19 protein-coding genes are annotated in these 25,488 nt (G+C 51.5%); 5 read left to right on the top strand and 14 right to left on the bottom strand.

Annotated features, from left to right (window positions below; all coding sequences use genetic code 11):
* Positions 1–98 precede the first annotated feature (98 nt).
* The 5 genes from ASF12_RS16155 to ASF12_RS16135 all read right to left on the bottom strand — a co-directional run bounded on the left by ASF12_RS16155 (position 99) and on the right by ASF12_RS16135 (position 8,945).
* The gene (locus ASF12_RS16155) at positions 99–3,275 is read right to left on the bottom strand and encodes an MMPL family transporter (protein ID WP_056036557.1); all 3,177 of its coding nucleotides are present in this window, start codon (positions 3,273–3,275) and stop codon (positions 99–101) included.
* The gene (locus tag ASF12_RS16150; RefSeq protein WP_046231224.1) at positions 3,272–3,745 is read right to left on the bottom strand and encodes a MarR family winged helix-turn-helix transcriptional regulator; all 474 of its coding nucleotides are present in this window, start codon (positions 3,743–3,745) and stop codon (positions 3,272–3,274) included. The genes ASF12_RS16155 and ASF12_RS16150 overlap by 4 nt, the downstream gene beginning before the upstream one ends.
* A gap of 244 nt (positions 3,746–3,989) precedes the next feature.
* On the bottom strand, positions 3,990–4,868 hold the full coding sequence (locus ASF12_RS16145) for a hypothetical protein (protein WP_056036555.1): 879 nt from the start codon (positions 4,866–4,868) through the stop codon (positions 3,990–3,992).
* A gap of 261 nt (positions 4,869–5,129) precedes the next feature.
* Positions 5,130–7,151 carry an ABC transporter ATP-binding protein gene (locus ASF12_RS16140; protein WP_056036554.1) on the bottom strand — a complete coding sequence of 674 codons (2,022 nt, stop codon included), beginning with the start codon at positions 7,149–7,151 and terminating at the stop codon, positions 5,130–5,132.
* 45 nt (positions 7,152–7,196) lie between these two features.
* On the bottom strand, positions 7,197–8,945 hold the full coding sequence (locus tag ASF12_RS16135; protein ID WP_056036552.1) for an ABC transporter ATP-binding protein: 1,749 nt from the start codon (positions 8,943–8,945) through the stop codon (positions 7,197–7,199).
* A 605-nt stretch (positions 8,946–9,550) separates the two neighbouring features.
* Here ASF12_RS16135 and ASF12_RS16130 point away from each other — a divergent pair.
* Positions 9,551–10,600, top strand: coding sequence for a GGDEF domain-containing protein (locus tag ASF12_RS16130; protein WP_056036550.1), 1,050 nt, complete (start codon positions 9,551–9,553; stop codon positions 10,598–10,600).
* 35 nt (positions 10,601–10,635) lie between these two features.
* Here ASF12_RS16130 and ASF12_RS16125 read toward each other — a convergent pair whose 3' ends face one another.
* The 5 genes from ASF12_RS16125 to yidC all read right to left on the bottom strand — a co-directional run bounded on the left by ASF12_RS16125 (position 10,636) and on the right by yidC (position 14,933).
* Entirely contained in the window at positions 10,636–11,856 is a 1,221-nt protein-coding gene (locus ASF12_RS16125) for a Bcr/CflA family multidrug efflux MFS transporter (RefSeq protein ID WP_056036548.1), read from the bottom strand.
* Positions 11,857–12,029: 173 nt separating this feature from the next.
* Entirely contained in the window at positions 12,030–12,266 is a 237-nt protein-coding gene (locus ASF12_RS16120) for a cold-shock protein (protein WP_442952533.1), read from the bottom strand.
* Between the two features lie 547 nt (positions 12,267–12,813).
* Entirely contained in the window at positions 12,814–13,146 is a 333-nt protein-coding gene (locus ASF12_RS16115; protein WP_056036546.1) for a hypothetical protein, read from the bottom strand.
* A 33-nt stretch (positions 13,147–13,179) separates the two neighbouring features.
* Complete coding sequence (locus ASF12_RS16110) at positions 13,180–13,878, bottom strand: pirin family protein (RefSeq protein WP_056036544.1); 699 nt, start codon at positions 13,876–13,878, stop codon at positions 13,180–13,182.
* 194 nt (positions 13,879–14,072) lie between these two features.
* Positions 14,073–14,933, bottom strand: a complete 861-nt coding sequence (yidC, locus tag ASF12_RS16105; protein ID WP_056036542.1) for a membrane protein insertase YidC — start codon at positions 14,931–14,933, stop codon at positions 14,073–14,075.
* A 458-nt stretch (positions 14,934–15,391) separates the two neighbouring features.
* Here yidC and ASF12_RS16100 point away from each other — a divergent pair, with 458 nt between their 5' ends.
* Complete coding sequence (locus ASF12_RS16100; protein ID WP_056036539.1) at positions 15,392–16,138, top strand: hypothetical protein; 747 nt, start codon at positions 15,392–15,394, stop codon at positions 16,136–16,138.
* A gap of 149 nt (positions 16,139–16,287) precedes the next feature.
* Here ASF12_RS16100 and ASF12_RS16095 read toward each other — a convergent pair whose 3' ends face one another.
* Together ASF12_RS16095 and ASF12_RS16090 are read right to left on the bottom strand one after the other, a co-directional pair.
* Positions 16,288–16,704, bottom strand: coding sequence for a glycosyltransferase (locus ASF12_RS16095; RefSeq protein WP_056036537.1), 417 nt, complete (start codon positions 16,702–16,704; stop codon positions 16,288–16,290).
* 133 nt (positions 16,705–16,837) lie between these two features.
* Positions 16,838–17,485: a hypothetical protein gene (locus tag ASF12_RS16090; RefSeq protein WP_056036535.1), complete on the bottom strand. Its 648-nt coding sequence runs from the start codon at positions 17,483–17,485 to the stop codon at positions 16,838–16,840.
* Between the two features lie 155 nt (positions 17,486–17,640).
* Here ASF12_RS16090 and ASF12_RS16085 point away from each other — a divergent pair, with 155 nt between their 5' ends.
* The gene (locus tag ASF12_RS16085; RefSeq protein ID WP_056036533.1) at positions 17,641–18,615 is read left to right on the top strand and encodes an aldo/keto reductase; all 975 of its coding nucleotides are present in this window, start codon (positions 17,641–17,643) and stop codon (positions 18,613–18,615) included.
* A gap of 124 nt (positions 18,616–18,739) precedes the next feature.
* On the opposite strand, the gene ASF12_RS16080 is transcribed toward ASF12_RS16085, so the two are convergent.
* Entirely contained in the window at positions 18,740–19,642 is a 903-nt protein-coding gene (locus ASF12_RS16080) for a LysR family transcriptional regulator (RefSeq protein ID WP_056036532.1), read from the bottom strand.
* A 235-nt stretch (positions 19,643–19,877) separates the two neighbouring features.
* On the opposite strand from ASF12_RS16080, the gene ASF12_RS16075 reads away from it, so the two are divergent.
* Positions 19,878–20,975: a YeiH family protein gene (locus tag ASF12_RS16075; RefSeq protein WP_155973224.1), complete on the top strand. Its 1,098-nt coding sequence runs from the start codon at positions 19,878–19,880 to the stop codon at positions 20,973–20,975.
* A 740-nt stretch (positions 20,976–21,715) separates the two neighbouring features.
* Here ASF12_RS16075 and ASF12_RS16070 read toward each other — a convergent pair.
* Entirely contained in the window at positions 21,716–23,692 is a 1,977-nt protein-coding gene (locus tag ASF12_RS16070; RefSeq protein WP_056036530.1) for a GTP-binding protein, read from the bottom strand.
* Between the two features lie 328 nt (positions 23,693–24,020).
* On the opposite strand from ASF12_RS16070, the gene ASF12_RS16065 reads away from it, so the two are divergent.
* Complete coding sequence (locus tag ASF12_RS16065) at positions 24,021–25,463, top strand: RICIN domain-containing protein (protein ID WP_442952535.1); 1,443 nt, start codon at positions 24,021–24,023, stop codon at positions 25,461–25,463.
* Positions 25,464–25,488: the final 25 nt, after the last annotated feature.

Below are 25,488 nucleotides of genomic sequence, written 5' to 3'. Positions count from 1 at the left end.
CCGCATCTGCCAAAATAGCAATTTCACTGCCGCCCATACACAAAAAGCCTCCTTATCCAATGGATAAGAAGGCTTAGTGAATGGTTCATATCTTAATCTTAGGAATGATGCGAAATATCCTTCGTCGTTGAATAACGAGCCTCGTGCTCGCTCTCATTCATAAACGGCCAGTAGTTGGCTTTGCCAAACATGCGCACCATGACTGGAATGAACAGCGGCAGCATAATGAGCGCGTACATGAACAATCCGCATAATACGAGTGTCGCGATTTGCAGCAAGGACATTACACCTGAAGGCAGCATCGCCGCAAAGGTACCACCCAGAATAATCGCAGCCGACATAATGACGCCGCCCATGCTCTTCATCGCTTTCAAAATCGCCTGGGTCGGCGAAAGATCGCGATACTCCCGGAAACGGTCCATTAGGAAAATGCTATAGTCGATGCCCAGCGCAACCAGCATAACGAAACCGAAGAACGGAACCGCCCAGCTGATGCCCGAGTTGCCGAGCAAGCGAACGAAAATCACTTCTGTTATCGCCATTGACGTATAGAAGGTCAACAAAAGCGATGCCATCAAATAAAGCGGCATAACAATGGAGCGGAACAACAAAATCAGAATGATCGTAATGCCGACCAGCATCAGCATCATCGTACGAGAGTAGTCCTCATTCGAAATATTGTTCAAATCATGGTTGGAGCTCGTCACTCCACCTACCGCATAATCAGCCTGCGCATAAGCTGTGCCTTGCAGCGCACGACCAACTGCGGCATTCAAATCTTCGATTTTCGCCATTGTCGCCATATCATACGGGTTGCCGCTAAAAATAACATCGAATTTAGCGCTCATCCGATCTTCGGACATATAAACATCAAGAGCCTGCTGAAATTCCGGCTTCTCAATCGCTTCCTCTGGAATAAACCAGCCCGTCATCTGCTTGTTTGGCGAGGAGCCGAGCTCGCTCAAATAGCTTTTCGCCGACCCAAGACCATCGCTTACCTGCGTGATGCCATCCACGCTTTGATCAAGTCCGTCCGTCAGCTGGCTGAGCTGACCGTTCAAATCGGCAAAGCCTGCTTGCAAATCGGATTGCCCGCTTGCCAGCTGGTCAGCACCCTTCGTTATGTCAGGAACCTTCGTTACAATTTGGCCTTGGCCAGCCGCGGCCTGAGCAATACCCTGCTGAAGCTGGGAAATGCCTTGTGCCAGCTTCTCCAAGCCTTTCGCAAGCTCGCCTTGGCCAGCTGAAGCTTGGGAAAGTCCCCCGTTCGCCTGCTTCAGGCCATCAGTAATGCCGCCCAGCTGTCCATTCATTTGCGTCAATTGCTCACTGAGCACTGTCGCCGTCTGTTCCATCTGGGAAGCTGCGCCTAGCACCTGCGCATAATCAGCATCGGCTGCCAGCTCAGGATACTTCTGACCCAAGCCGCTGATGCCTTTGTGAAGATCAGCGAGCCCTCCTGCCAGCTGCTGCTGCCCAGCCGCAATGCCGCCGTAGGCTTGTGATAGCTGGCCTACGCCTGCTTCCAGCTTTTCATAATTCGCCAACAGCTCTTTGCTGGCTGCTGCCAGTTGGTCGGCGCTCGTTTTCGCCTGCTTCAAGCCTTCAGCAAGCTCACCTGCTCCAGCAGAGCCATCATTCAGCCCTTGCTGAATGCGTTTCAAGCCATCTCCTAGCTGTACAATGCCGCTTTTCAAATCCTTCGTTCCCGCAGCAAGCTTGCCTGCGCCTTCCGCTGCTTCATTAAGCTTTGGCTCATTTTCGCTCAGCTTGGTGCTCGCTTCTGCAAGGCCACTGCTTATTTTTCCAAGGCCTTCCTCGCCTTTGTCGAGGCCGTCCTTCAGCGTGCCCACTTGATCAGATACCATGAGATCGACAAGCTCTTCGCCTGTTGGGCGAGTCGCACTGCGAACAAGCGCCACGCCTTCCACCTTCGAAAGCTCACGGGTAATTTGTTCAATGGTAGCCAGCCCATCCGTTGTATCCATCGGTACAGCTGTTTTCACCACAACCGTCGAAGGCAGCGATTCACCAGGCCCGAAGCTTTCCGAAATGAGGTTAAAAGCTTTCACCGAATCGTATTTGTCGCCAATTTCATCGAGCGAGTTAAAGGAAACATTGCCTTTGTACGCCACTAGAAAAGGAACCGTCAGAACGATAACGACAACGAGCGCCCAAAGCGGCTTGCGCAGCGAGAAGCTGCCAACCGCTCCCCAGAGCCCGCTCTCCTTATGCTCAAGCGAGCCTTTCGACGGCCAGAACAGCTTGGCGCCAAGCACCGACATAAAGAACGGAACGATCGTAAACAACGCAATCAGCAAAATCGCAATGCCGATCGCTACCGCAACCGCCGAGCGGTACAGCACGAAGGTCGAAAAGCCAATAGAGGCAAAACCGACAAATACCGCAAGGCCAGAAAACAATACCGTTTTGCCCGCTGTCTTATAGGTTGCCAAAATCGATTCCTGAATATCTCCGCCCCGATGCGCCAGTTCTTCCTTAAAGCGGCTGATCAGCAAAATGCAATAATCCGTACCGATCCCGAATAAGACAGCAACGAGGAAAATTTGCGTAAAATTCGAAAGCGGAAAATCAAAATATTCTACAAGAAAGGCAACGATGGATTGGGACAGCAAATAGGTAAAGCCCACCGTCAGCAAAGGCACAATCGGCGCCACGGCCGAACGGAACACCAGGAATAATATAATCAAAATAAAGCCAACGGTAATAAACTCCGTCTTCTTCAAGCCCTCTTGTGCGCTCGACGCGACATCGTCACCGATAATCCAGCCGCCCGTGTAGTAGTGCGTTACTGGAACATCCGTAACGGCGCTGTACAGTCCGTCTCGTATCCCGGCCAAATCACCACTGGAAATATCCACCTTCACAAGCACCAGCAGTGTCTTGCCATCCTCGGACAGCATTTGCTTTTTAAGTTCTTCGGTATCAAAATGTGTCGTAACCGAGGTGATATGATACTGTTCCTTCCCAGCCTTCAGCTTCTCCACGCCTTGCTTGGCCGCCGCCAAGTCCGCATCGGATAAGCCCTCTGGATCATGGAAGACAAGCACGGTCGAAGAGCCATTACCCGCTTCTTTGCCGCCAATCTCCTCGATCATTTTCTCAGCAATCGTGGAAGAGTACCCTTGCGGGACAGACACTTGCCCCTTTTCACGAACGAGCCCTTCCATATTCGGCGCGCTCACCATTAATCCGACCGTGACAAGCAGCCATACGAGCATGAGTACCCATCTTAGCTTTATTACCGTCTTCATTGCTCTGTTTCTCCTCCTTCTATCCCGTACGTGCCAGACATAACTTTAGCCAGCTTCTCATAGGTAGTAATAAACTGCAGTGCTTCCTGCTCATCAAAATGCTGAATATGCAGAGCCAGCATCTCTTGAATTTTTATTTCGGATTGATCCGTCAATTGCTCGCCCGCAGGCGAAAGCTTCAAATAAGTAACCCTTCTGTCCTTCGAGTCCTGCTGCCGTTCAATGAGCTGTTTATCGAATAAACGTGTCGTTAGTGCCGTAATGGAGCTTCGTCCTACGCAAAACGTATCCGCAAGCTCGGAAGAGTTCGTCTTTCCCTGCTTCCGCAAATAACGAAGCACCGAATATTGCTCGACCGTAAGCCCCTCCGGCATCGCTTCCCGGAACAAGCTGTTTATTTGACGATTGACGGCAAAATAGGTCGCCTCATACCGCGCAATAATGTCCAGCAACAGTTTTTGATCTACCATCCCGCTTCCTCCTTTCCATTTATGCTTTCTCTCTAAAATGTTCGATGATGAAATAGTTCACTGATAGAACTATATCAAAATCAGCCTTACAACGTCAAGCGGCTATTTTCAAAAGAGGTATAGGGACTCGTCGCGTTTAAAGCAAACAAAAAAAGCCGCGAGGCGGCCAAAAATGACCGTCTCGCAGCTTCTTCCATCTTACATTTATGTTTTTCCACACCTTATGCTTTCCTATACCGTCAGCTTAAGCAGTTTGATCAGCAGCTGCATCCGTCGACTCAACTGCTGTATCACGCTTCCCATGCTTGCCCTGACGTGCCGTGCCATCACCTTCCGGCTTTGTGAACTCGCCATTAACAAACTGGGTGACACGCTCCGTCAGCTTAGCGATTTTCGCATCATATTGCTCCTGCGTCAGCTTCCCATCTGTAAGTGCTTGATCCAGTCTAGCTGTTTCTTCGCTGACTTTCTGATCAATGACCTTCTGCACATCAACGCCTTTTGCAGCTGCGACGTCAGCGAGCGATTTTCCAGCTTTCAGTTCCGTTTTCAGCTCATCGACCGTCACGCCAAGAACGGCAGCCGTTTCCTCGCTTGCGAAGCCGCCTTTGCCGAATCCGCCTTTGCCACCGCCACGATGGCCGCCTTCACCGCCAAGACCAGCTTGGCCATTTGAATCTAATATTTTATCAGCTATTGCCGAGCTATCCCACTGCTTGTCTGCTTTTGTCGCATCGGACGCTTTGTCTGGATCTTCACTTTGAAGCTTTTCTTTGCGGGCAGCAGCCGCCGCATCCATCCATTCCACCAGCTTGGCCTTCAGCGTCTCGCGGTCTACGCCCTGAGCGGAGGCGACCTCGGCAAGCGTTTGCGTTTTGAGCTGCGTATCCAGCGTCGCTTCATCAAGCTTCAAATATTCAGCAAGCTGCGTTTTCCACTGTCCAAAGCCGAAAGATCCGCCCTTGTGCTTGCCTGCCTCACGCGTTGCTCCGCTTCCATCCGCGGCGCTTTGCGTGCTTGTATCCGTTGAAGCTGCATGGATGGCCGGTATAGCCAGCGCACCTCCGCCTACCACCAGCGATAATGCAATTGCGCTTGCGACGATCGTTTTCGTACCCTTCATGACTGTATTCCACCTTTCAGTTGAATTTGCCTTACATTTCCTATCATAGGCATCCATTATTAGCTCAGTTATAAACCTAGCTGAATATTACCTGAAAATCGTGAGGATTTATTCAGAAAACCAAGCGTAAACGGCTATAGCCGTCCTCTGGCGGCAAAGTAATTCTTATATTTCAACAAAAAAAGACGGAGCCTCATCAGCTCCGCCCTGCATTCTATACGATCCTGTTCCCTACTCTTGCTGAAAATAAAGCTTTCAGCCCTACGCCGTTACTGGCGCTCCCAGCTGCAATTGATACATCGCGAAGTATTTGCCGCTATGCTCCATCAATTGATCATGGTTGCCCCGCTCAACGATCTCGCCATGATCCAGCACCAAAATTTGATCGGCCTGGCGAATCGTCGATAGGCGATGGGCAATAACGAACGTCGTGCGCCCTTTTTTGAGCACATCCAGCGCCTTCTGAATAATCGCTTCCGTCTCCGTATCGATGCTCGCAGTCGCTTCATCCAAAATCAGAATCGCCGGGTCATACGCGAGCGCCCTTGCAAAAGAAATCAGCTGGCGCTGTCCCGCAGACAGCGTGCTGCCCTTCTCGATAACCGGCGCATCGATGCCGCCGGGGAACTGCATAAACATCTCGTAGGCGCCTACATCGCGCAGCGCCTGCTCTACCCGCTCCCGGCTAATTTCCGGGTTGCCTAGGCTGACGTTCGACGCGATCGTTCCCGTGAACAGGAACGGGTCCTGCAGCACGATGCCCATATGCTGGCGCAGCTGCTGCTTCGGAATTTCCCGTACATCGCGGCCATCAATTAAGATGCTGCCTTGTTTTAAGTCATAGAACCGGAACAGCAGGTTGAGAATCGAGCTTTTGCCAGAGCCGGTATGCCCCACAAGCGCTACCGTCTCGCCCTGACGAGCAACGAAGGAAATCTTCTTGAGCACATAATCTTCTTTTTTATAGGCGAAGGTGACGTCCTTGAACTGCACTTCGCCCTTGTAGCGCTCGATTTTGCCCGTTGCAACATCAATGCCTTCTTCATCCATCAGCTTGAAGACGCGCTCTGCCGATACGCGTGCCGTCTCCAGATTGGAGAGCTGGTTCACCACGCCGACGATCGGCTGGAACATCCGGTTCATGAGATCTATAAAAGCATACAGCGTACCGACGAGCAGCACTGTGCCGAACCAATTGCCCCAGAACATCCAGATGACCACAAGAAACATAATGTTGCGGATGACCTGAACCATATTATGCGAGGTGATGGAGTTTAAATGAAGCAGCTTGTTTTGAAATTTAAAATAATGATCATTCAGCTCATCAAACTCCTCCATCATCTCTTTCTGGCGGCGGAAAGCTTGAATGATCGGCATTCCTTGAATGGCCTCATTGATCATGCCGTTAATTTCGCTCAGCTTAGCTCGAATAACCTTATTGTAATACGCCGCGTAACGGCGATATACCTTGATCCACACGAGCAGCAGCGGCACAAGCGGCAGCGCGAACAACGCCAGACGCCAGTCGAGCAGGAACAATGCCACATAAATCGCCGACATATAAATGATGGCCGAGAAAAAGTTCGCCAATACCGAAACATATAGCTCCCGTACCGCTTCGGTGTCATTCGTAATCCGTGATACGACTTGGCCTGCGGCCAGTGTATCGTAATAATTGACGGGTAGCCGCTGCGTATGCTCGAATACATCATTACGCATGCGGCGGACGATGCTGTTAGCTGACGTTTGCAGCAGCAGCCTTTGGCCATAAGTCAAAAATCCGCCTATGAGCAGCAGCACGCAATAAAGCGCCGCAAGCTTTATAATGCCAGGCGTCTCTGGCTTGTAGAAGGCGAACAGCTCTTTTGCAGACAATGCGGTTACAGGAAAAGCAACCACCTCTCCTGTCGCTTTGCTCGTGAAGGTCATCTGCTCACCCTCTACCTTGCGCTTTCCATCCTCAAAGGGCAGCTGCCCTTCAAGCCAATAAAACGTTCTTCCCGACTGCAATATTCGCACACTGTCACCCTTTGGCTCTCCAGCCGACAGGTGATCCACGCGTTTGTACCATTTTCCATTATGCTCAACCGCGAAGCTGTCCTGCTTCGCCGTCTCATACCATGTCTTCTCAATGCCAAGTATGTTTTGGTCGATCATGCGCTTGGCAATGAACGGTCCTGCGAGCTCTGCGGTTACCGCTAACAGCAGCAGCACAAGAGCTCCAATAATCGGCTTCTTATATAGCATGGCGTATTGAAACAATCGTTTACCTGTTAAGCCCATTGTCCCTAGCGCCCCCCATTTCCTTCACTTTTCGTCCGTTGCTTATTAGGACTCAATACTCGACTCCAGCTGCTGGCGATCATATTGCTCCCTGTACCAGCCGCCCGCTCGCAGCAGCTCCTCATGCGTGCCTTCCTGCACAATACGTCCTTCATCGAGCACGATAATCCAATCCGCATGCTGAATCGCAGACAAGCGGTGCGTCGTAATGAGCGTTGTTTTGCCCGCACGCTCTGTGCGGATGCCCTCAATAATTTCCGCCTCCGTCTTGCCGTCTACGGCAGACAGCGCATCATCGAGCATTAGAATTTCCGGATCAGCGATAAGCGCACGCGCAATACTCACACGCTGCTTCTGCCCGCCTGAAAGGGCAACTCCCTTCTCACCGACCATCGTTTCCAAGCCATCCGGCAAAAACTGAATATCCTTGGCAAAGGAAGCACGCTCCAGCGCACGCTGCAAATCCGCATCGCTGGCCTCACCCTTCTTCCCGAACCAAATATTGTGGCGAATCGAACGGGAGAACAGCACCGGCTGCTGCGGCACATAGCCGATCCAGCCGAGCAAGCGCTGAATTTCCAGCTTGTCGATGGGCACATTCGAGACGGAGATCTCTCCGCTGCCAATTGGATATTCCCTCAGAAGCTGCTTGAGCAGCGTCGTCTTGCCGCTGCCTGTGCGTCCAACAATGCCCAGCGTCTGGCCTTTGCGGATCGCGAAGGAAACATTGACCAAATTATCGACCTTCGACGAAGGATAGCGGAACGTCACCTTACGGAATGCAATCGTCTCCGGCTCATCCACTGCGACTAAATCTGCAGCATCCTTTACATCCGGTTTATAGTTCAGTGATTCGTTAACCCGATCAAGCGAAGCATTGCCCCGCTGCATAACGTTAATCAATTCTCCGATCGCAAGCATCGGCCAGATGAGCATCCCCAAGTAAATATTGAACGAAACCAGCTCGCCCAGCGTAATTTCACTCTTGAACACCATGTAGCCGCCATAGCATAGACCGATTAAATAGCTGAGGCCGATGAGAATTTTCATCGTTGGCTCGAACAGCGCATCGATGCGGGCAACCTCAATATTTTTCTCATACACTTCGTCTGTCTTGCGGCTGAACTGCTGCTGGCTCGCTTCCTCCTGTACGAAGGCGCGAATGACGCGCACGCCAGACACTGCCTCCAGCACCTGGTCATTCAGCTCGCCGAAGGAATCCTGCGCTTCCATGAAGCGGTGGTGGATTTTGCCGCCGAAATAGCTCATCGCCAGTGCCATAAGCGGCAGTGGCAGCAGCGCAGCCAGTGTCAGCTTGAAGCTGATTGTAGCGATCATAACCGCGAGAATGGTCACCATAAAGAAGGTCGAGTCAATGAGCGTCAATATGCCGAAGCCCGCTGTGTTCGACACCGCCTTCAAATCGTTCGTTGCCCGAGCCATCAAATCGCCAGTACGATTGCGCTCAAAGAAGGTCGGCGACATTTTCATAAAATGCTTCATCAGCTGGGAACGCATAATGCGCTCCAGAAGGAACGAGCCGCCAAACAATTGATAAAACCAAATATAGGACATGATGTAGCCTACAATGGTAATGGCAATCCAGCCGCCAATGATGAAATAAAACTCTTTGTCAGCAAGTGAGCCTTGCGAAATGCCATCGATGGCATAGCCCGTCATCCAAGGCGGAATAATATCCAGTACGCCAACCAAAATCAGCAGCACGCCCGCTATCGCGTAGCGCTTCCAATCCATTTTGAAAAACCATCCAAGCTTCTTAAGTACGATAAACATAGCGCTGCTTTGATACCTCCCCATATCCATCCAAACGTTTATTTTTCCCATAAAAAAAAGGAAACGCATCGGTTACACGATACGCTTCCTTCACATGCATCACCGACCTCTGGCGGGTCGAAAAGCATTGAAAAAGGCGCACGGCTGCATCGAACACAACCATACGCCTTTGATTTATGGGAAAGCTCCCTTATTCATCAAAGAGAATTAACGCACGGATGGATTACGCTCATTAAATTCATATTTACAAAATCAAATTTCTTTCCTAGATGTACAGTAAATTTACGCATGAGACATAATCCTCCTTTCCATTTGTTTAATCTTCTGCCACTTTATCACCGCTTGTAAATGCTGTCAATACCTTATACGTAAAATAGTTGTGCCCATTTTACGGGTTTTCAAGGTTCGTTTTACCTTAATAAACAATTTTCTACAGCAAACCTCTAAATTTCGCATGAATAAGTGTCGAATTTGCAGGATAGAAGGAATGGTCTGTCGAAGCTATTCAGCTAGCCATCTAACGGAGGCACCATTTTGGAAAAGAGGCAGATATGTTCAGTCTATCTTCATTACCCCGACATGATTCATCAAGCTGGTACCGCATTATGCTCAATGTGTATTGGGTGTTATGTATACTAGCGCTTACTTGTCAATACACGATATTTGCTCTCCAAAATACTTCAACGGAAGATACCTTTTTCACAAACCGACTATTTACTTATGACATCCTGGCGCAAAACATATTTCTGCTTGTCGTTATGGTATCCCTTGAAGTCATTATCCGCTATGCGAACCGCTTTATCGAAAAAGCACTCATTATCGGCGCTCATCTCATTACGATGAGCTTCTTATTTTTTTTAAATGCACAGCTTTTAACGGCACCCGCCTTGCTGCTGCTTCCGATGCTGATTACGATTTTATTTTTGCGGCCGTATTATTTATTTGTTTCGCTGCTCGTCTCGATGCTTTACCTGTTTTATATTTATTTTTCTTATTATTATGATGAAGGATTTACAGATCTCGACGCCTTCTTCTTCGCGGGTATTCTAATTACGACAGCGCTAGTAGGATTCGCCATTATTCAACGGGCAAGAGGCTTGCTTGTCACGCTCAACCGGACGCTGAAATCAGAGCAGGAGCTGCTGATCAAAAATATCGTGATGGATCGGATGTCGAAAATCGACCCGCTCACCGATCTTTATAACCATAAAACGTTTCACGAATATGCGGAAAAGCTCATTGAGTACCAAGAGGCTAATCCGTTCAACTTCCAGCTAGCGATTATAGACATCGACAACTTCAAGCATGTCAACGATACCTATGGGCATTGGGTTGGCGATATTACGCTGAAGCAGATGGCGGCGACGCTGCTGAAGCACTTGAAAACCGATGATTTTGCCGCCCGTTATGGCGGTGAGGAATTTATTCTCATCCTTCATGAAGAGAGTTTGGAGAAGGCGCTTGCGCTCGTGGAGGAAATTCGCGTTTCCATCTCTCAGACCAAAATCGCTGAAATGGATAACCATTCCGTCACCGTCAGCATCGGCCTGCATGAGCATCTCCCTGGCGAATCCAAAGGAACGAGCTTCCAGGAAGCGGATCAAGCCCTCTATGAATCGAAAAATAGCGGCAAAAATAAAACGACTATCCGATAACTTGCTCGGATAGTCGTTTTTGTGTGAGTTTCCAGCTAACTTGCGGTCCCCCTACGCGCCATAAACACATAGAACAGCACAGCAAGGATGCTCGATGCTGCAATAACAAGGCCCATCGGCAGCGCCGTGTGGCTGCCGCCCAGACCTACCATCGGCGCTGCAATTGCGCCGATGACGAAGGATAGCAAGCCGATCAGCGCCGAAGCGCTTCCGGCTGCTTTGCCTTGGCTTTGCATCGCCAGCGTAAAGCTCGCCGTCTGGATGACGCCGACGCTGGATACGACGAAGAATAGCGGAATGAGTACGGCAATCAGCCCGAGATCGGCTAATATGACGAGCAGCAGCGCTACACCGCCAATAGATGCCATGCTTAGCCCGACGATAAGCAGCTTCGTCTCGCTGACCTTGCCAGCAAGCCTGCCAGCGGTTTGGCTGGCAATAATGATGCCCAAACCATTGATTGCGAAGCATAAACTGAACATTTGCGGCGATACGCCAAAAATCTCCTGCAGTACAAACGGAGAGCCCGATATATAAGCAAACATCGCCGCGGTTACAAAGCCTTGAGAAAGCGCATAGCCCATAAATACGCGGTCCCGGATTAATGTGCCGAAGGTACGCAGCGTACTTTGAAGCCCGCCTTTCAATCGATTTTGCTCCTGCAGCGTCTCTCTAAGCCCGAGCCATGAAGCAAGCAGCATAACAAGTCCAATCGCACCGAGCACGAGGAAAACACCGCGCCATGACGTCCATTGCAGCAGCTGGCCGCCTGCTATGGGCGCAGCGATTGGAGCTACACCGTTCACCAGCATAAGCAGGGCGAAAAACTTCGTCATTTCGGGCCCCTCATACATATCCCGCACAATCGCTCTGGATAGCACAATTCCCGCTGCCCCGCCCAAGCCTTGAACGAGCCGCAGCAGCACGAAGGTCTCAATTGACGGCGCGACGATACATAGCACGGAGGCTATAACGTATACGATGAGTCCAATAATAAGCGGCTTTTTCCTGCCATAAACATCGCTAAGAGGGCCAATGATGAGCTGGCCTACAGCAATGCCGAGCAAGCAAGCCGTCAAACTCAGCTGCGCCATGGAGGTGCTCGCGCCAAAATAATTTGCCAGCTCCGGCAATGCCGGCAAATACATATCGATGGATAACGGAGCGAAGGCCGTTAAAGCGCCAAGCAGCAGCGCCATCCCTATTCGTGCCGAAGAAGCCGGTTTTTGCTGTGATGCCAGCACCTGTTGTTTCATCGAGCTATCTCTCCATTTCTATCGTCCATTTGCGTCCCTTCATGATGTAACAATTATAATTACAACTCGCGATAGGTGTCAATGCATGAACAGCAGCAGACGCTCTTCGGCGGTTTGCCCAAACAAAGGGCGCCCAATGGGCGCCCTTTGTTTGAATCCACCATTTATTCGGTTTATTCCGTAACGGGTATGCTGTTTTTCGCCCGATTTATATCATTGGAGTTGACGAGCTGTGGCAGCATCTTCTCCGATTCTTCCATAGGAGAATTACATTGCAGGCAAGTAGGCGACTGCTCGAACGAAAAGTTTGCACGCATCCAGCCATTGCAAACATCACTCGTACAAGCCCATATTTTCGTGCTGACCTCAGGGACTTCCTCTTGAAACTTTTTCCGACTATAGATCGTCAACGCCTCCTTTAATTGGACATGCTATTGCCATGATAATCCTGTTCCTGCTCCTAGCGTTTGATAATTCGCGAAATTCCATACATAGGAATTGGACGCAATTTATTACCAGCCGCCCGAGCCCAAGCAATGAATCGTTGTACAACTGATCGGTACGCCTGAATAAGTCAAGCCAAGGCACCCTGTCCTTCATTCGCATAAAGGATGTATATGCAGCAGCGAGCGATTTTATTAAAATATAAGAAAGTATAAGTTTTCTCTTTATACTTAGCTTATAATTCACCGCGAAACGTTAGCATTACCGCCAGAGGACGGCGACAGCCGTTTCACCTTGAATTCTAAGCATGTATAAGTTTGCTCGTTTGCTCCTTATATCCGCTTAGAATTCTAGGGCAAAGCTCTTCGCTCGTCACAGAAGGACGACGAAGTCGTTTTTGCTTGAAATATAAGAATTTATAAGTTTTACATCTATAAATACGCTTATATTTCTCGGACTGAAACGCGCTACGCCGCCAAAGGACGGCTTAAGCCGTTTCACCTTGGCCCTGCTTTACAGCTTGTAGCCGTAATTGTGTGGAATATATTCAATCATCGCCTTCGCCTTGAACGCAAGCTTGCGTTCATTAGCTTGAAAGCTGACAGATTGTTCCTGTACATAGAACCAAATTTTGACCGTTGGCTTATCCTCATGCTCTTGGAAAAGAAAGACGTTCAGTTCTTCCTTCCACGCAAGCAGGTTAGCCAAATCAAGCTCCGGCGGCACAGTGACCGTGAACGCCCACAAATCAGCAGCCTGCTCAATGTGATAATGAACGCCATGCTTGCTGGAATCTACAAAGGTTCTTCCTCCAACCGCATGCTTGATTAATAACGTTTCCTTCATCGCTTTCTCCTCCTCGCGCAGAAACTTCCGTCCTTATGGCATATCAATGAGCATGACGAATGTATCTTCCTTCGCCTTGATTAGAATTTCCGGTTCAAACTCCGCACGAAGGCTGTCCTTCGCCACCATATTAAGATTGTTCACATCGGCAGCGCCCTCAATCAGCATGAGAAACACACGCCGGCCTGCCTTTTGGCTGTAATACAAACGTTTCCCTGCCTCAACGCGGCCCAGATGAATCGACATGTCCTGATGAATCATCGCTGTGCCATTCGTTCCTTCCGGCGTGACAATCGGCAGAAAAGCATTGACCAGCTTCTCCTGATCGTACCGATGCACCTCATAGGAAGGAGTCAGCCCGCGCTCGCGAGGCATAAACCACAGTTGAAGAAAATGTCCTTCTTCGGTATCCGAATCATTGTATTCTGCATGGACAATGCCGGAGCCCGCTGTCATTCGCTGGATTTCTCCCGCAGAGGTAACCTCCATATTGCCCAAATTATCCTCATGCTTGAGGCGGCCTTTCAACACAATGGTGACAATTTCCATGTCGCTATGAGGATGCGCTCCGAAGCCGCGGCCCGGCGCAATCTCATCTTCGTTGCATACACGCATGACGCCGAACTGAGCGTTATCGGGATCATAATAATCACCGAACGAGAAGCTGCGTGAGCCCCTCAACCAACCAATATCAAAAAAGTTCCGCTCGTTCGCAGGATAACGCTTAATCATCGTGCAAGGCCTCCTTTTTCCATTCCATTGTCCGCATGCCAAACTAAACCTTACACTTATTGTATCATAATAAAGTGCTTTATAGGATTTTCGACTTATAATCTTCTGCCCGCCGTTTTCTTATGCCTTCAAAAAAATAAAAACAAACGCCCCGAGGGTTGAGAGCCCTCTGGAGCGTCTATTCCATAACCGGGTTAAGATTTGGCTGGCAGCTTCTTGTTTTTGGATTTCACTGGCGCTGGCTTCGCGGCCTCAACTGCCGAAGCGGCCGGCACTGTCGGCATTGGGTAAAGCCGCTTGGAAAGCATCGTCTGCAAAATCATAAACACGCCGCCTACAACCCAATACAAAGGTACAGCAGCAGGCGCGGTAAAAGAGAAAATGCCCATCATGATCGGTGAAATGTAACCAAGCAGCGCCATCTGTTTTTGCTGGGCAGGGTCAATCCCGATTTGAGACACGCGGAACTGCACATAATAGATAGCAGCGGCGAGAAACGGCAGGATGTGATCCGGCGCGCCCAGTTGGAACCAGAGGAAGGAATGCTGCGCCAGCTCCGGCGTCATTTTGATCGCATAATACAGTCCTGACAAAATTGGCAGTTGAATGAGCATCGGAAGGCAGCCAATGGCAAGCGGATTAAACTTATGCTCGCCGTACAGCGCCATCGTTTCCTTCTGCATTTTCGACTGTGCTTCAGGCGATTTGTCGTTTTTGTATTTTTCCTTAATTTGGTTCAGCTGCGGCTGCATAACGCTCATCTTCTGCTTCATCACCTGCTGGCTCTTGGATTGGCGAAGCATAAGCGGAAGCAGGGCTAGACGGATAAGCAACGTAATCGCAATAATCGCCATGCCAAAACTGTCGTTAAAAAACTGCGCAATGTGTTGAATTAAATAAGAGATGGGGAAAACAACGTAATGGTTGAAAAATCCTGGCGTCGCTGAATCAATCGTTCCATTCGGCGCACCACAGCCGCTAATGATGAGCAGCAGCCCGATAATAAGGATAAAGCGGTATTTTTTAAGCATTTCCATTGTATATTTAGATAACATATATATCCTCCTCGTTTGTTTGGATGTTGCTTCACAAACGAGGAGCTGCAATCTGTGGGATCACCATCAGGCGCTTCTTTTCTTTTTACTTTTCGTACAAGCCAGAGCGCAACGGTATGAGCCCGTTGAACAGTTGGCAAAATACGTTCAGGTGCTGGCGTATGGACCTTGTCCTTCGACCAGCGGGACGGCTCGCTTGCAGCATGAAAAGTGAAATACGCTGCATAAGCGAACGTGCAGATAATGCTTACAGAGAAAAAATACGGTATAATATCATGCAGCTCGAGCAGCTTCTTCACCTCCAGACTCAAATCGGTTACTCTTGTAGTATAAAGCAACCATTCCTGATATTCCCTCGTCTAAAGTCTAGGTACTACCTGAACCAGAGACTGTTATAGCGAGGAGCTCGCAGGCGATAAAATATATCTAGTTATTATTATACTGGGAGGTAAGCTATTTTGTATATCACCTTGGTTCATCTTACGCTTGGTTGTTTATTCCTAGCGCTGCTGTTGTCTTGGATTGCCGGCAATAAGGCCTCCTCCCTGCTCTACAGCAAATCCGAGCAGCAGCTGCACCAGCGTGCCAAAAACTTGTTAATTTGGACAATTGTGCTGTCCATCCCAACAGCAGCCGCATTGGGCGGAGTCGTCACCATGGCCGTCAAGCTCCCTCCGGATTACGATTTGGGCATGCTCATCTGTGTACCGATCTTGACTCTGTCACTAGCGCTGCTGTGGGTCAGAAGCATGCCGAAGCTGCTCAGAATGCGGAAAAACACAGGACGGAAGTCCAGCGATCCATTGCCTGTACGCATGCTGTATCGCGCTTCAGAGCCCGCATTCATTTTGCCCTACCAGCTGTTGTCGCTCTGTACGCTAACGATCTTTTACCTGACCTTATCAGTCGCCGTATCGCTGCATTCGATGCCGCTCACTATTCCGCTTTCCATGCTTGGCTTCGCCGCTGCCGTCCTCTGGATGATTCATGGCGAGCGCAGCAGCAGAGTGACCTTGCCGAAGGCGAAGCTCAATCGCCGCCCAAGCGAGCGGTTGGTGCGCAGACTCGCTATTGCCATTGCTATTGTGCTGCTTGCTGGAACTCCTTACTACAACGCCTTTGACAAAATCGATTTGCCGGAAGCGCTAACCATGACCAATAATGCGGACAACCTGCACTCATTCGGCTTTTACATTGAACAATAACAGATCCGCAGCAGCCGCTCTTCTACGGGGCACATCAGGACAAACCTGCGCATATGCATAAATAGCATCGCTCCAGTTAAAAATAACCCTCGCCTAATAAGGCGAGGGTTATTTTTTGCGAACAAAAAACCATCCAGCTGTTCTATTTATTAGCATGCGGCACTCTCCGAAGCAAAATCCCAAAGCGGGGAATGGGTAAAGCCTTCCTTAGCCCGTACAACATAAAACGGAGAAGCCCCTTGCAATCCTGCACTAACGCTGCGGAAGCGGTCAGATACCTCCATGACGATCTTCTGTTCGCCAGAGGCATGATCGGCTCCTGCTGCAACAGCCGCCTCATAGCCAAAGCTGGTGGCGAAATGGATCGCACGTACCCGAATATCGGCTGCACAAAAGACTCGAAGCATATCTGCTGAGCGGTCGGTGCTGTTATCATTTACAAAAATCAATTCGTAATTCTCGCCAATAGGCGGAATAATTCGTTTTAGCCGCTTGTAGGTGTCGTAAAGCATTTGCTCATCATTATACACAGGAATGACTACGGAATAAGTGACTGGCTCACGCATAACAGGTCCCCTCCCGGCTTCGAATGCTGCCTAAACAGCTTGTACCTTTACTATACATGATTTATCTTAAGATTCCCTTAATTCTAACTAATCATTTTTCATAAAATTATGATGAATTTTGTCAGTTTGTTCCTTATTCACCCAAAGCAAACCAAGTTTCCACCGGCTTGAAATACAAATGACCATCGGGCCATGGCTGAAAATGCAAATCCATTCGCGATTCGCTCCAGTCCGCAGGCGTTCCGTTTGTCTTCAGCTTGCGCGGCAGCACCGGCTCCTCCACGATAGCTGGAAACTCCTGATAACCGAATAGCAAATTTTCGTGCAGCGCGATGATTTCATATTTGGGTCCATGAAATGCATGCTCCTCCTGCAGCTGGTAGTGATAATAAATGTAGCTCGCCACCATCTCCGGCTTCAAATGCGCCACGCGCCCGACACGCCGCTCCACCGCTTCCTTGCGCCGCCAATGCTCCGGGCTTGCTGGCGCATTGAAATGAAAAACATCAATCATCGGAATCCATAAGCGCTTCTCAGCCTGGCCCGGCCATGGCTCCAAGTAACGGCTCAAATCACGCATGAGCTCCTCGGGCGCTGGCGGTTCATCGATCAGACTCTCTACGTATAAGAAAAGATTACGCTCCCATTTAAATAAAGCAGCTGTCATAAACTTGCCCTGCTCAATCCAAGGAAGCAGCTGCTCTCTCAAGCGTTCTACAGAAGCGAGCGCTTTCATTTCTTCATCTGCAAGCAGCTGTGCCCGCGCTATCACTCTTTGCATCGTCGTCCCCCGCATTCTTATGCTATAGTGAAATAAAATCGTATTTTTAAAGAACTTTTAAATTATTGTATTTAAAAAGATCGCCTTGGAGCAGCAGAAGAGCAAGCTACTGCCTAAAGGAACCAATTAAATGTTGAACGGAGTGACTTTAGCTTATGATCTATAAACGTCTTGGCACTAGTGGACTGAAAGCATCCTCTCTTGGCCTTGGAACTAATTCCTTCGGCTCGCGGGCGGATAAGCAAAGCTCTATTTCCATTATACATGCTGCGCTTGGCAGTGGGATTAACTTTCTGGATACTGCCAATATTTACTCGGGCACCGCATCCGAGACGATTATCGGCGAAGCGCTTAAAGGACGGAGGCATGAGGCCGTCATTGCCACCAAAGCCGGGCTGCCGCGCGGCAGCGGTGCGAATGAGCGCGGCTCGTCCCGCTATCATTTGCAGCTGGAGTTGGAGCAAAGCTTGCGACGGCTGCAGACGGATTATGTGGATTTATACCAAATCCACACCTTCGATCCGGAGACGCCGCTGGAAGAAACGCTGCGGGCGCTCGATGATATGGTGCGCGCCGGCAAAGTCCGGTACATCGGCGCATCGAACTATGCGGCCTGGGAGCTGATGAAGGCACTCGGCATCAGCGACCGCCTTGGCCTGAATCGCTATGTGTCGATTCAGACCAGCTATTCGCTCGCCGACCGGACGCCGGAGCGCGACATTACGCCGCTATGCCTCGACCAAGGCGTCGGCATTATCCCTTATTTTCCGCTTGCCGGCGGCCTGCTGACCGGAAAATACAGCGAGCAGCAAAGCGCGCCGGAAGGGTCGCGCTTGGACAAAAATCCGGACTTCGCCCGCTTCTTCACCGGCGAAGGCTTCACGCTCAGCCGCCAAGTCGGCGAGCTTGCGGCTGAAGCTGGCTGCACGCCAGCTGTGCTTGCCCTGCACTGGCTTATGCAGCAGCCCGCCGTGGCAAGCGTTATCGTCGGCGCGACGAGCACAGCGCAGCTGGAGGCCAATCTGGCTTCAGCCAGCCTTCAGCCTGAGCCGGCCGTCATGGAGCGGCTGAATGAAATCAGCCTGCGATTTAAGCATGGCGAGCCATTCGCGCTTTACCGGCTGAGTTAGCCGATAAATTCGGAGGAACTCGCCATAGTGTACGCCTGTAGCAGCGCAGCCGGTTATGGGCCGGGTGGCAGGGACTATTTTTCATAAGAGAATGTAGCCCTATAGCTACTGAACCCGGATATTCCTAATTCGGCTGCTGCGGCATGCCTTCGCGGGCACGCACCATTTCAATGAATAGCTCCGCCGCTTTCGTATGAAATGAATCGCGCAGCGTAATTATCGAAAAATCTCGCTGAACAGGCTGGCCATCGATGGTCAGCCTATTCAGCGTCCCGAGCGAAATTTCTTTGCGCACAGCCCACTCTGACAGTAAAGAGATGCCGAGCCCCGCCTCCACAGACTCCTTAATAATTTGCGTGCTGCCAAACGCCATAGGGTTAAGCGGCCGAATATTGTATTGCTCGAACATTTTTTCCATTGCCGTCCGCGTTCCCGAGCCTTCCTCCCGCATAATCCAATGCTCGCCCAGCAGCGCCTCAGCCTCTATATCATGCTGCCGCGCGTAAGGATGCCTGGCGCCAACAACGACATACATCGCATCTTTGGCAAAAGGCTCGCATTGCAGCTTGTCCTGCTCCGGCACCGCACCCTCTACGATTCCAATATCCAGCTGGCGGGCTGCAACGAGCGCCGCAATGTCCTTCGTGTTGCCGATTGTAATTGTGGGCGTAATAAGCGGATACCGCACCCGCAAACAGGCTATCATATGCGGCAGCACATACTCGCCAAAGGTGAAGCTTGCGCCGATCGACAGCGCGCCGCTTGCCGTGTGAAGCAGGTCACCCAGCAGACTTTGCATTTTCGCATGCAATCCGCTGATTTCCTTCGCATGGCGATACACGATGTCACCCGCTTTATTCAATCGGACGTACTTGCTGCTGCGATCCAGCAGCTTGGTGCCTAAATCCGCCTCCAGCGACTGAATATGCTGACTGACTGCTGGCTGCGTCATATGCAGCGCTTCCGCTGCGCGAGTGAAGCTCCGTTCCTCAGCAACCGCAATAAAAACGAGCAGGGATTGATCCATCGTTTAAACACGCTCCTCTCTCTCCATCTGTTGTCTTTTCTATTTATGAAAATACCATAAGTATTTAGTTATGATTATAATCGTAACAATTTATTTTTCTTATCGTAAGCCATCCCTTATGCTTAATTTATAAAACAAGCAGGAAGCATGCACCCGCTATTGGCGGCATCGGCGTCGGAAGCAGTAGCAGTAGCAGCGGGCTTTTCGCTTACAGGATGAGAATGAGGTGACAGCTATGAAAGCAGAAATAAACGCGATGATGATGAGGCAGCCCTCTTCGGAAAAGACGGAGCCGCAGGGAGCGTTAAGCAGGCTTGCCAAGGGGCATGCTGCGGCTTGGCTGGGCGGGGTTGCGCTGACAGCTGCTTTTGCCTCCGCTGCTTATGCGCTCGCCATGCTTCCCGGCTTCAGCCGCATAGGGCCTATGGCGATTGCCTTAATCGCTGCTGTGCTTTTTCGCCAAGTCGTTAGATATCCGGCTATTCTCCGCGCTGGCATCCAATTTTCCTCCAAGCAGCTGCTGCGGCTTGCGATTATATTGTTTGGGCTCAAGCTGAATATGAACGTTTTGCTGGAGCAGGGGACCGGATTGCTGCTGCAAGCCGCAGCCACCATTCTCTTCTCCACCCTCTTCACCCTGCTTGTCGCCCGCAAGCTCAAAGCCGATATGCCGCTGTCGCTATTGCTCGGAATCGGCACAGGCATCTGCGGCGCGGCAGCCATTGCGGCTGTATCGCCGATTCTTAAAGCTCGCGGCGAGGACACAGCCGCAAGCGTCGGGCTCGTTGCGTTGGTCGGCACGATTGCCGCACTCGCTTACACCGCCCTCCAGCCGCTGCTGCCGCTGACTGCAGAGCAATACGGCATTTGGGCAGGCATCAGCCTGCATGAAATTGCCCATGTGGCGCTTGCCGCAGAGCCGGCCGGGCAAGATGCTGTCGCCCTGGCGCTGCTGGCGAAGCTGAGCCGCGTGTTTTTGCTCGTTCCCGTCAGCTTCATACTGATGGCAATTATGAACCGCCGCCACCGCGGGATGGGGGCTAGCGCCCAAGAGATGAAGGCCCAGCCTGAATTCCCATGGTTTTTGCTCGGCTTCATCGCCCTCAGCTTGTTCGGGAGTATGACTGCAGGCACGACGCTGGAACTTTCCGCTCGGACCTTAGGCAGCCTTCCCACGATTACAACCATCCTGTTGACGATGGCTATGGTCGGGCTAGGGCTGAACGTCAACTTGAGGGAGCTGCGCTCCCGCGCGCTTCGCCCGTTGCTCGCCATGACCATAACGTCGATTCTGCTGTCTATATTGTCTTTGCTGTTCATCATGTGGCGCTAGGGGCGTGCATATACCGGAGTCGGCCTGCTGCGCCTTGCTTTGCGCTTTTTCGATGCCAATGTCATCTGACGATCATGGCCAGGAAGCCACAAGATGCCAATGCTGCTGAGAACACGGTTGCTGGGATCTCGTAGCTTGTACGCTGTTGGTACGCACTTGTACGCACTTGGTAACCGATTGGTACGCAACTTGGTCGTCGTTGGTACGCTGTTGGTACGCACTTGTACGCACTTGTACGCACTTGTACGCACTTGTACGCACTTGTACGCACTTGTACGCACTTGTACGCACTTGTACGCACTTGTACGCACTTGGTACGCACTTGGTAACCGATTGGTACGCAACTTGGTCGTCGTTGGTACGCTGTTGGTACCCAGATGGTACGCGTTGGTACACAACTTGCCCACAGCTTAGGATGCTCACTCCTTTTTTGGAGGACTGAGGTTCCGCTATTCTGGCTTTTGATACGATTTCGGGCCGTAAGCGGACAGGAAATCCGTTATTACCCTCTTCACCCCAGCTAAATGGCCATTTGCAGCGAATTAACGGCTCCTGAGTCCGCAGACTGTGCCCAAACCCTTGATTTGGTTGAAATAGCTGCTGCTGTGTCCGCCAAGACTATCATTGTGCAGGTTGCATCCCTCTGAAACGAAGAGCAGAGAGCAGTCCATCGGCACGATATCTGAATCCTTAATCTGAACCCATAATCTGAATCCTTAATTTGATCAGCTCTAGCGTATCTAATTTTGCAGCGCCTTGCGCACGCTCAAAATATATTTTGACTGATCCAACGGATTGACACCGCGCCGCTGGCGCTCGGCTTTCACATCAAGCGGGCAGGGCTCATAGCCAGCGAAAAAGGTGGCAATCGTCCCGCGTCCTTTCGTCAGCGAGCTGAGCTCCACCGCGTATTCCAGCGAAGTCGCTGCGGGTACGCGCCCTTCGATAATCATTCTGTCGCCATGCAGCACGGGTGCACCGAATGTGCCGCGCATTAACGACAGGTCGTTCATTACCCGGCCTCCCGCCTCCTCGGGCACGACGATGCGGAACTGGAGAATCGGCTCCAGCAGACGGGTGCCTACCGACGCGAGCCCACTCATAATGCCCATTGGCGTCGCCACCGCAAAATCCAGCGGATGCGTATGCCACACATGATGCTGCCCTTCAATCAGCGTCACTTTCAGGTCAACGACCTCCCAGCCGTACAGCCCTTGCTCCAATGCCTCCGGCACGCGCCGCGCCACCTCGCTCTGGTATTGCGGCAGCAAATCCTCGGAGCGTACTACCGAAGCATATTGCAGCCCGCTTCCACGCTCGCCCGGCCCCATCCGAAACCGCAATACCGCCCAGCAAGGCTTGGGCATTAAATAGGAAATATACCCTTCCCCCACTTCCTCAAGCGTTTCCTTATAAATAACAGATGGCTGACCGAAGCGCACCGCAAGTCCATACCGCTGCTCAATAACACTCGTCAATATTTCCAGCTGTATCGGGCCCATTACTTTAACATGCAGCTCCCGCTCGTCCTGCAGCCACTGCACATTGAGCAGCGGGTCCTCATCGGACAGCTCCGTAAGCGCCTGTACCATTGCCGGATAATGCTGGGCATCGCCCCAATGGGCTTGAACGGTCAGCAGCGGAACAGCGAGCCGCGCCTCTTCGGGAACGGCATCCGGGCTGCCGATAATATCGCCGATCCGCACATGCGACATGCCGCATACGGCAGCAATGCCGCCAGCCGCAAGCTCTCCGGCGTCCTCGGAGCGGAAGCCGTCCATTTTGCGAATTTGCGTCACCTTCTCATCCATTTGCTGCGTAAAATTGCGAACGACATCGCGATTGCGGATTTTCCCTTGATATAGCCGGATGTAAGCCATCCTGCCCATCACCTTGTCACGCTCAATCTTAAAAACAATGCCTGAAGGCGGCGCTTCCGCCTCTCCGCCCGGCGCTGGCAAATATTCGATCATCGCGTCCAGCAGCGCTTGCACGCCAATGCCTTTGCTCGATGCGCCGTACAGCACCGGATAAACCTCCGCACGGCGCGCCTTCGCGGCGGCTGCCGCACGCCACTCCGCCAGCGGCACTTCCTCGCCGCTGACATACCGCTCCAGCAGGCGCTCATCCTGCTCCGCCAGCGCCTCAAGCAGCGCCGTGCGCGCATCTGCATCCGCGCCCTCCGCCCACAAATCCTCCGCGCCAGCGAACTGCTGCTCGCTGCCGAGCGGACGCTGCACCGCGAGCAGATCCGCCGTCAAATAGCTGCGGATATCAGCAAGCACCGCTTCGCAATCAGCGCCGACGCGGTCCATTTTATTGATATAAATCAGCGTAGGGATGCGCAGCTTGCGCAGAGCATTCCAGATCAGCTCCGTCTGCGCCTGCACGCCCTCCACTGCGGACACGATCAGGACAGCGCCATCCATTACCCGCAGCGCACGCTCCACCTCCGAGAGAAAATCGACGTGTCCTGGCGTATCGACCAGCTGCACATGCGTACCGCACCACTCCAATGCGGTCATCGCTGCCCGTACCGAAATGCCCCTTGCCCGCTCAACCTCCATGGAATCCGTTATCGTCGTTCCTGTATCGACACTGCCTAGCGTCCGCGTGCGTCCGCTGACATACAGCATATGCTCCGTCGTCGTCGTTTTGCCTGCATCGACATGAGCGAAAATCCCGACATTGCGCCAATTCGCGCGGCTGTTTCCCATCCTTCTGCTCCCCTGTCCGCCTCAATCATCGCCGTACCGCATGGCGGCTTTATTTTGCTTTTAGCGTACCGCGATAGCGGTTTCACGTCAAATGCCGCGATGCCCCTCCATACACTGCTTACCCACCAAAATAAGTAAAAATAATAGGATGCTTTTCCCTCATCGTCGTTGTACAATCTTATTTGCAAGCGCTTACTTTTTTCTCGTTATTCGCCTACTCAACCCCACAACCCGAGTTAAGCCTAAGCCGGGCTCCGAGCAGCTATGCGGTCCATGCTTACGCCGATGCTTGCGATTGCCTCATCACATTCCAAGGAGGTTTTTTATGATGAAAAGCAAGTCCCGGCTTTTGCTCGCGTATGTGCTCACCGTCGCTTTGGCTCTTACTCTTATGACCGTTCCTGCGGCCGCTGCTCCTGTAACGTTCGACAATGGCATTCAGTTCAAAGACACCGCTGGCAACCCGATTCAAGCTCATGGAGGCGGAATTCTCAAATCAGGCAGCTATTATTACTGGTTTGGCGAAAATCGCGACGGCGTCAATTACGTTTCCGTCTATCGCTCAGCAGATCTGAAAAACTGGGAGCTTCGTGCCAATGTTCTCAGCAAAACCTCGTCGCCTGAGCTGGCAACCGCCAACATTGAGCGCCCCAAAGTCATCTATAATGCGGCTACGAATAAATATGTGATGTGGATGCATAAGGAAAACGGCGTAGACTACGGCGATGCACAGGTCGCTGTCGCTTCCTCCACCAACATTGAAGGCCCCTATACGTATCACGGCAGCTTCCGTCCGCTGAACTACGATTCCCGTGATATGACGGTCTACAACGACAATGGCACCGCCTATCTCATCTCCGCTACCCGCGTCAACGCCGATTTAAATATTTATCGCCTGACCTCCGACTTCCTTGGCGTCGATTCGCTCGTCTCCACTCTGTGGGTTGGCCAATACCGCGAAGCGCCTGCCATGTTCAAGCGGGGCAGCACCTACTTCCTCGTCACCTCCGGAGCGACTGGCTGGGCGCCGAACCAGGCGAAATATGCGACGGCCAGCAGTATTTCCGGTACTTGGAGCGGCCTGACGAACGTTGGCAATGGCAATACTTACAACTCGCAATCTACGTATGTGCTGCCTATTGAGGGCTCATCCACTACTTCGTTTCTTTACATGGGCGACCGCTGGGCCGGCGCTTGGGGCGGTGCGGTCAACACCTCAGAGTATGTGTGGCTGCCAATTACCTTCCCTTCGTCTACTACCATGACGCTGGACTGGGCCGACCAGCTTACGATTGATGCGGCGACAGGCAGCGCCACCGGTACTGTAGCGCCGCCTGTCAATACAACGTCCTGGTACAAAATCGCGAATCGCGCCAGCAGCAAGCTCCTTGGCGTCACTAGCGGCGGCACGACGGACGGCGTGCAGATCGAGCAATACACCGATGGCGGTTGGACAAGCCAGCACTGGCAGTTCACTGACGTTGGAGGACGCTATTACACGATCAAGAACCGCAACAGCGGCAAAGTCATGGATATTACCAGCAGCTCGGTTGCTGATGGCGCTACTGTCATTCAATATACGAGCAACGGCGGGCTCAATCAGCAATTCCGCATTTTAAGCGCCGGAAGCGGTTATTTCAAAATCATGAACGTCAAAAGCCGCAAAGTGCTTTACATTACGGGCGGCTCCTCCGACAATGGCGCCGACGCCATCCAATGGACGGATGACAACAATATGAATAAGCATTTTTCATTCACAACGACGAGCTAGTCCAGCCCCACGGGCATAGCCACTC

Source organism: Paenibacillus sp. Leaf72 (assembly GCF_001422685.1).
Taxonomy (GTDB): domain Bacteria; phylum Bacillota; class Bacilli; order Paenibacillales; family Paenibacillaceae; genus Pristimantibacillus.
This window is presented reverse-complemented; position numbering and strand designations above follow the sequence as displayed.